The sequence below is a fragment of the Roseovarius sp. A46 genome (assembly GCF_004126395.1).
GTDB classification, from domain to species: Bacteria; Pseudomonadota; Alphaproteobacteria; order Rhodobacterales; family Rhodobacteraceae; genus Roseovarius; species Roseovarius nitratireducens.
In genome coordinates this window covers 1-6616 of the sequence record NZ_PVWS01000062.1, presented here as the reverse complement: position 1 = coordinate 6616, position 6616 = coordinate 1, and the positions used below count along the sequence as shown (strand labels likewise).

Sequence of the window (6616 nt, the reverse complement as noted above, 5' to 3'; positions counted from 1 at the left end):
AATTGGCCTGTCCACCAACCGAGCGGCCGAAGCAGCCCGAAAGCCGCTGGAAACAAGCTGCCTGATGCCCGGCATGGCCCTCACATCGGCGCGTCGGCGCAGCAGAAGGCGTTGTTCAGACTTTCCCGAAGATGGAAGCGGCACCACGGGAGAAATGATGGCGCCGCTTCCTTGGCCGGGCGTGTTCTCACACGTCCTTGCCACCCGTGAAATTGAACTCAGCCCCGGTTCGGATGCCCGAGGGCCAACGCGTGGTCATGGTCTTGAGCCGGGTGTAGAACCGGACGCCTTCCATGCCGTGGATATGATGATCACCGAAGAGCGAGCGCTTCCATCCGCCGAACGAATGATACGCGACCGGCACCGGGATGGGCACGTTCACCCCGACCATTCCGATGCGGACCCGCGCCCAGAAATCGCGCGCGGCATCGCCGTCGCGAGTGAAAATGACCGTGCCGTTGCCGTACTCGTGATCGTTTATCATCTCCACCGCGGTCTCGTAATCCGCGACACGTACGACCGACAGGACGGGGCCAAAGATCTCTTCGCGATAGATGGACATGTCTGTGGACACGTTGTCGAACAGGCAGCCCCCGATGAAATACCCCTCCTCGTATCCCTGCAGAGTAATCTCCCGGCCGTCGACCACGAGGTTTGCTCCTTGATCGATGCCATCCGCTATAAGGTTGTGTATCTTGTCATAGCTCTGTTTAGAGATGACGGGCCCGAGCTCCGAGTCGGGGTCGGTGTAGGGCGCGATCTTCAGCGCGCGGATGCGAGGCTCGAGTGCATGGACCAGACGGTCGGCGGTCTTCTCTCCCACCGGAACCGCGACAGATACCGCCATGCAGCGTTCACCGGCGGAGCCGTAGGCCGATCCGATCAGCGCGTCGGCCACCTGATCCATATCGGCATCAGGCATGATGACCATGTGGTTCTTGGCACCGCACAAAGCCTGCACGCGTTTGCCGTTGGCGGTTCCGCGCGAATAGATGTAGTGGCCGATCGGCGTGGAGCCGACGAAGCTGACTGCTTCAACCTGAGGATTGTCGAGAAGGGTATCCACGGCCTCCTTGTCGCCGTTCACGACATTGAAGACACCTTCGGGCACGCCTGCCTGCGCCAGCAGCTCGGCAATGCGCATTACGACGCTCGGGTCCTTTTCGGAGGGCTTGAGAACAAAGGTGTTTCCGCATGCGATGGCCACCGGGTACATCCACAGCGGCACCATGGCCGGAAAGTTGAACGGGGTGATCCCGGCAACGACCCCGACCGGTTGCCGCACACTGAAGCTGTCGACATTCTGGGCCACCGCTTCGGAATATTCCCCTTTGAGAAGCTGCGGGATACCGCAGGCGAACTCGACCACCTCGATTCCTCGCGCGATTTCTCCCTTGGCGTCGGGAAGCGTCTTGCCATGTTCCGCCGAAAGCAGCTCCGCCAGCTCGTCGGTGTGCCTCTTAAGCAGGTCGCGGAACTCGAACATCACCGTGGCACGCTTGGCAGGAGGAGTGGCCGCCCATCCGGGCAAGGCTGCCGCGGCGGTGTCAACGATGGCATCCACATCAGCCTTGCACGCCAACGAGACCCGGCCAGTGACCGCGCCTGTCGCGGGGTTGCGTATCTCGCCGGTACGGTCGGATGTACCCGACCATGGCTGGTTCGACATAAAATGACCAATAGGGTTCATTGGGGCCTCCATAGCTTCGCATCTCATGCTCGGGGACGCGTCCCACACCATGACGAACTTGACGCGGCTGCCGTGCATACTGCCCCATTGGTAATGTTATAGACGGCCTCCGAGACAGGTACAGTTCGGGGCAGGCAGGGGGACAGATTCTCGCGCCGGCCTTGATGGCTCTCTTGATGTCTCTGCACCGGCGCGAGACGGAGAAGGACCTGACACTGCGTGCACGCCCCGGTCGTCCCGTCCCCCCTGCCCCACCACAAAGGTCTAACGCGCTGGGACCGATGCGTTGCATCTTATTGCGTCGCAATCGGTTTTGTTCCCGGAAGATGCGCTTGGAGCCAGATCGTGTCGTTTCCGCCCCGAGGGCCCGTGGCGGCGTGGCTGCCGGGACGGGGCATCGTTCACCGGGCGGCCCGTTGCGCGCACCGGCCGGTTAGGCGCGCAAGGCAGGAACCGCTAACATTGCAATCTGTACCCCTGTTAACCGTCATCTGTAGCTTTCTCCGCTGCTGGCCATGTCGTTTCCTGCACGGAGGCGAGAGCGGTCCGCGACAGTCCGCGGCACCTCTCAAACACTTGAATACGTTGACTGCGGGGGGATGACTCGCATGAGTCCGGGGCGGTGCGACAAGATTAGGTTCCTCAAGGCGATCGGTGACGAGCTCTGTGCATCTCGCGAACAGAAGGGCTTGGGCAAGACCGACAGCATACCTCGCCGCCGCCCGGTGAGTCCCTCAAGGACGGAGACGGACGTGAGCCAGACCGGGTATGCAAAATGGTAATGCGCGCGCTTGAGTGGATCACCCACGCGATATCGGAGATAATGGGCCGCGTTGGCTGGTTCCTTATACTCTACTGCATGGTGTTCGGCGTGACGGACGTCTTCTTGCGGTACGCCCTCAATGCGCCATCTCAGTGGATCGGGACAACCCTGCAGGCGGCGATGGTCCTGCTGGCCTGCGCCGGTGGTGTTTATGCGCTCCAGCACGACAGCTTCGTCAAGCTCGATCTTTTCTACGCCAATGCAAGCAGCCGCAAGAAAGCGCTCCTAGATATTCTGACGGCCCCTTTCGCGATCCTGTTCCTGGTCATCCTGATCTGGAAGGGCTACGAGGCTGCCTCGCTTTCGCTGATGCTCAATCAGCAAACTCCGACATCCATTCCGATCCCGATCTATCCAATAAAATTTGCGATCCCCGTCGCCGGGGGAATGGTGCTTCTGATTTTTGTGAAACACCTGATCCGCAACCTCTCAACACTGCTTGGACGCGGCTGAACGACCTGCCTTCGGCACGGCATCGCCGGTTCCGGGGCCAACAAAAAATGAACTGACCATTAGCAAGGAGGAAGTGTCATGAAGATGAACGAATTTGGAAAAGCCACCCTGTGGGCAGGGGCCATGGCTCTCGGCGCGAGCGTGGCCGTGGCGCAGGACGGGCCACCGGATGAGGTCACCGAGTGGACGTTCCAGCCCGCGTTCGACCAGACGGATGCCGGTTGGGACAATGGCCTGATCCCTTGGGTCGAGGCCGTCGAAGAAGCGACCGAAGGTACCGTGAAAATCCGGGTCGAACCCGCGGGTGCGCTGGTCAGCGGCTCCGAAGCCTTCGGCGCAGCTGCCGCAGGCGTGACCGACGGCTATGCAGGCTGGGGATCGGTCTATGGCGGCGACATGCCCGAAGGGATGCTGGCCTTTGGCCTCGCGATGGGCGCCAACAGCACCGAGGAAGCTTGGGAAGTGATGTGGGGCAACCCCGACTATCGCGTCGGCGATATCGTGCAGACGGCGGCAAACGCGCGCAACTTGTACTGGGGCGGCTGGACAAATCAGGGCCCGAACGCAATGTTCACGAATTTCCGGGTCGAAAAGATCGAGGACCTCGAGGGGCGCAAGATGCGCGCGGGCGGTCCGCAGGCCATCTTCCACTCCACTGTGGGCGGATCCCCTGTGTCGATGAATGCCGGCGAAATCTACACGGCGATCAAGCTTGGCACCATCGAAGGCACCTATTGGGACACCGGCGGCATTGATGATATGTCGTTCCACGAGGTGGTCGATTACGCGATCATGCCCGGCTGGAACCCCGCTCAGCATCAGGAGATATATATCAATCTTCAGAGCTGGAACGCCCTCACGGATTGGCAGCGCGAGCAGATAAACGGCGTGTTCAAGGAGACATATTTCGAAACCAGCCGGATGCATGCGGAAGGTGTGGATGAGGCTCTGCAGATTCTGCGCGATGCCGGCGGCGAGGTAATCGAGATGAGCGACGAAGAAGTCGCACGCATGCGCGATGTCGCGATCCAGCAAGTTTGGCCGCAGATCGCAGACGCCTCCGAAGGTAATGCGAAGGGCGTCGAGATCTTCAAGCGGTTCCTCGAAGACAAAGAGAACGCTCAATAACGACGCGTGAGCGCACGCTCAAACAAGCCTCTGGCTCGGCTTCCGGGCCAGGGGCGCGGCCCGGATGGCCCAGCGACGCCTGGCACCGGTGAAGCGCAGTCCGTCCCGGTTTCCCTCAATCAGGCACCAGACCGTTTTGCGAACACACGCGATCGGAGGGGCACGGGACGTTTTGAGCAAGGAAAGAATGAAACATGAGCCTCGAACTCATTACCGCGCTGTATTTCATTGTTCTCTTCGTGATCCTATTCATGGGGCTCCCTGTTGCATTCGGGCTGGGCGGCACGGCCGCGTTGTTCGCACTCCTGCTGGAGCCGCGCGCCCTCCTTTCGGTGCCGAGCGCGTTCTATTCGACGCCCTGGAACTCGGTTCTGGTGACGGTGCCCCTGTTCCTGTTCATGGGGTCACTCATACGGTTTTCCGGGATCGCCGAAGCTGCTTATGACGCGGTCTACAAGCTGATCGGCCATATCCATGGCGGGCTGGCCATGGGGACGGTGCAGGTCTGCACGGTGTTCGCCGCGGTGACCGGGATCACCCCGCCTGCCACAACGACCATGGGCCAGATCGCCTATCCTTCGATGATGCGCTACAAATACGACCGCCGCATCGCGATAGGCTCGATCGCCGCTGGCGGGGCCCTGGGCGCGCTGATCCCGCCGAGCGTTCCGTTTATTTTTTACGGACTGCTTGCCAAGGTCTCGATCGGCGACCTGTTCATGGCGGGCGTCCTGCCCGGGCTGATGCTTGCGGCGTTCTACACGATCTATATCGGCGTCCGCTGCAGGCTTCAGCCCGAATTGGGGCCGGCATTGCCGAGCGACAAGAAATTCACCCGTCAGGAAAAACTCGGCGCGATGCTCAGCATCTGGCCTTTCGCGGTGCTGATCGCCATCGTGCTCGGCGTGATCTGGGGCGGGGTAGCGACGCCGGCCGAGGCGGCGGCTTTCGGGGCCGCCGGGGCATTTCTGATCAACCTGATATACGGCAAGCTGACCTGGAAGGTGTTGAAGGATTCGCTGGTCTCCACACTCAAGCTGAGTGGCATGGGATTATGGATTCTCATCGGGGCGACCGTCTATCTCAATGTCTTCAACACGATGGGCAGTCAGGACTTGCTGACCGATCTGGTGCTTGCCATGCCCGGCGGCAGCACCGGCATCCTGTTGATGATGATGCTGATCATTCTGGTTCTGGGCATGGTTATGGACGACTGGGCCATCATCATGCTCTGCACGCCACTTTTCATTCCCATTGTTGATGCCCTCGGGATCGACAAGCTTTGGTTCGGGGCGCTGTTCATCGTCAATATCCAGATCGCCTATCTGACACCCCCGTTCGGGTTCGTCCTGTTCTGGATCAAGGGGGTACTGCCCCGTGATGTCAGTATGGGCGATGTCTACAATTCCGTCGGCCCGTTCGTGGCGCTGCAGTTCATCGGCCTGACGCTGATCTTCCTGTTTCCGCAAATCGCAACCTGGCTGCCAGGCATCCTGAAGTAAGCTGGAGGTTTGAATGTACAAGAATATTCTCGTCCCCATCGCACCGGATCACATCAATGATTGCCAGGACCAGTTAGCCGCTGCGCAGCGCCTTCTTGCCGAGGACGGTCGCATTGTAGCCCTTTCGGTGGTGGAGGAACTGCCCTCTTATGTCGGTTCTTACTTCCCGAAAGAACAGGTCCAGGAGAGCATCGAGCGGTTTGACAAGGCGCTAAAGGCAGCGATGCCCTCGGACCGGATCGAGACGCATGTCGTGTCCGGACATCCGACCAACACGGTCCTGACCTGGGCGCGCAAGCACGGCGTGGAGTGCATCGTCGTGGCATCCCACCGCGAGGGCCTCTCGGGCCTCCTGCTCGGATCGACTGCTGCGCGGGTTGTCCGTCATGCCAAATGCAGTGTGGTCGTGCTTCGTTAGGAAACGTCTGAAAAACTGCGACTTTTGGCCTGATCTGACAGATTTGGGACCTCCACCAGAGGAGTCCTGCCGATGCCGAAACAGCCGTAAGCGTCCGGTCGGTCCGCGTATTTTGACCAGTTCCACGACAGAAGATCATCCACGCGGGTGATCTTGTAGTCGGGGATTCAGGCGAGCGTATCGGTGAGCAACCCTTGCGGGTCCACACCATGCAGCTTGGCCGTTTCGCTCAGGGTGTATGCGATGGCGGCGGCGCAGCCGCCGTTCTGTAAGCCGACAAACAGGTAGATGAGATGACCGTTTCCGCGGAGGCATAGAGCAGTGCGAAGCTCAGAGCGTTCGAAAGGAGAACGCTCATGCAAGATATTGACGTATACCTCTCGGCACTGGAAGCAATACTCATTACGGGCACCGGTGTACGAAGCGATATGAAGGACTTCGGCCCCTCTTGCTTCCACAATGCTTCCACGTGGCGTGCAAACCGCGAACGCCGCCCCGGAGGGCGGCGTTCAAGCGTTTGGTTCAGCGCTGTATTCTGGTTGCGGGAGTAGGATTTGAACCTACGACCTTCAGGTTATGAGCCTGACGAGCTACCTGGCTGC

Annotated in this window: 5 protein-coding genes; 4 read left to right on the top strand and 1 reads right to left on the bottom strand. The window is 60.2% G+C overall.

Annotated features, from left to right (window positions below; genetic code table 11):
- Nucleotides 1–187: 187 nt before the first annotated feature.
- A complete protein-coding gene (locus C6W92_RS17285) occupies nucleotides 188–1690 on the bottom strand; it encodes a CoA-acylating methylmalonate-semialdehyde dehydrogenase (protein WP_129435352.1) in 1503 nt (500 codons plus the stop codon).
- Nucleotides 1691–2471: 781 nt separating this feature from the next.
- Between C6W92_RS17285 and C6W92_RS17280 the strand changes: the two genes are divergently transcribed.
- The 4 genes from C6W92_RS17280 to C6W92_RS17265 all read left to right on the top strand — a co-directional run bounded on the left by C6W92_RS17280 (nucleotide 2472) and on the right by C6W92_RS17265 (nucleotide 6014).
- On the top strand, nucleotides 2472–2966 hold the full coding sequence (locus C6W92_RS17280) for a TRAP transporter small permease subunit (protein ID WP_164989290.1): 495 nt from the start codon (nucleotides 2472–2474) through the stop codon (nucleotides 2964–2966).
- Between the two features lie 78 nt (nucleotides 2967–3044).
- Complete coding sequence (dctP, locus tag C6W92_RS17275; protein WP_129435348.1) at nucleotides 3045–4094, top strand: TRAP transporter substrate-binding protein DctP; 1050 nt, start codon at nucleotides 3045–3047, stop codon at nucleotides 4092–4094.
- 194 nt (nucleotides 4095–4288) lie between these two features.
- The gene (locus C6W92_RS17270; protein ID WP_129435346.1) at nucleotides 4289–5596 is read left to right on the top strand and encodes a TRAP transporter large permease subunit; all 1308 of its coding nucleotides are present in this window, start codon (nucleotides 4289–4291) and stop codon (nucleotides 5594–5596) included.
- A 13-nt stretch (nucleotides 5597–5609) separates the two neighbouring features.
- Nucleotides 5610–6014: a universal stress protein gene (locus C6W92_RS17265; protein WP_129435345.1), complete on the top strand. Its 405-nt coding sequence runs from the start codon at nucleotides 5610–5612 to the stop codon at nucleotides 6012–6014.
- The last annotated feature ends 602 nt before the right edge of the window (nucleotides 6015–6616 follow it).

Bases quoted from the DNA above. Each gene is read 5' to 3' on its own strand.
- C6W92_RS17285 (WP_129435352.1), bottom strand. From the start codon at position 1,690: ATGAACCCTATTGGTCATTTTATGTCGAACCAGCCATGGTCGGGTACA.
- C6W92_RS17280 (WP_164989290.1), top strand. From the start codon at position 2,472: ATGCGCGCGCTTGAGTGGATCACCCACGCGATATCGGAGATAATGGGC.
- dctP (WP_129435348.1), top strand. From the start codon at position 3,045: ATGAAGATGAACGAATTTGGAAAAGCCACCCTGTGGGCAGGGGCCATG.
- C6W92_RS17270 (WP_129435346.1), top strand. From the start codon at position 4,289: ATGAGCCTCGAACTCATTACCGCGCTGTATTTCATTGTTCTCTTCGTG.
- C6W92_RS17265 (WP_129435345.1), top strand. From the start codon at position 5,610: ATGTACAAGAATATTCTCGTCCCCATCGCACCGGATCACATCAATGAT.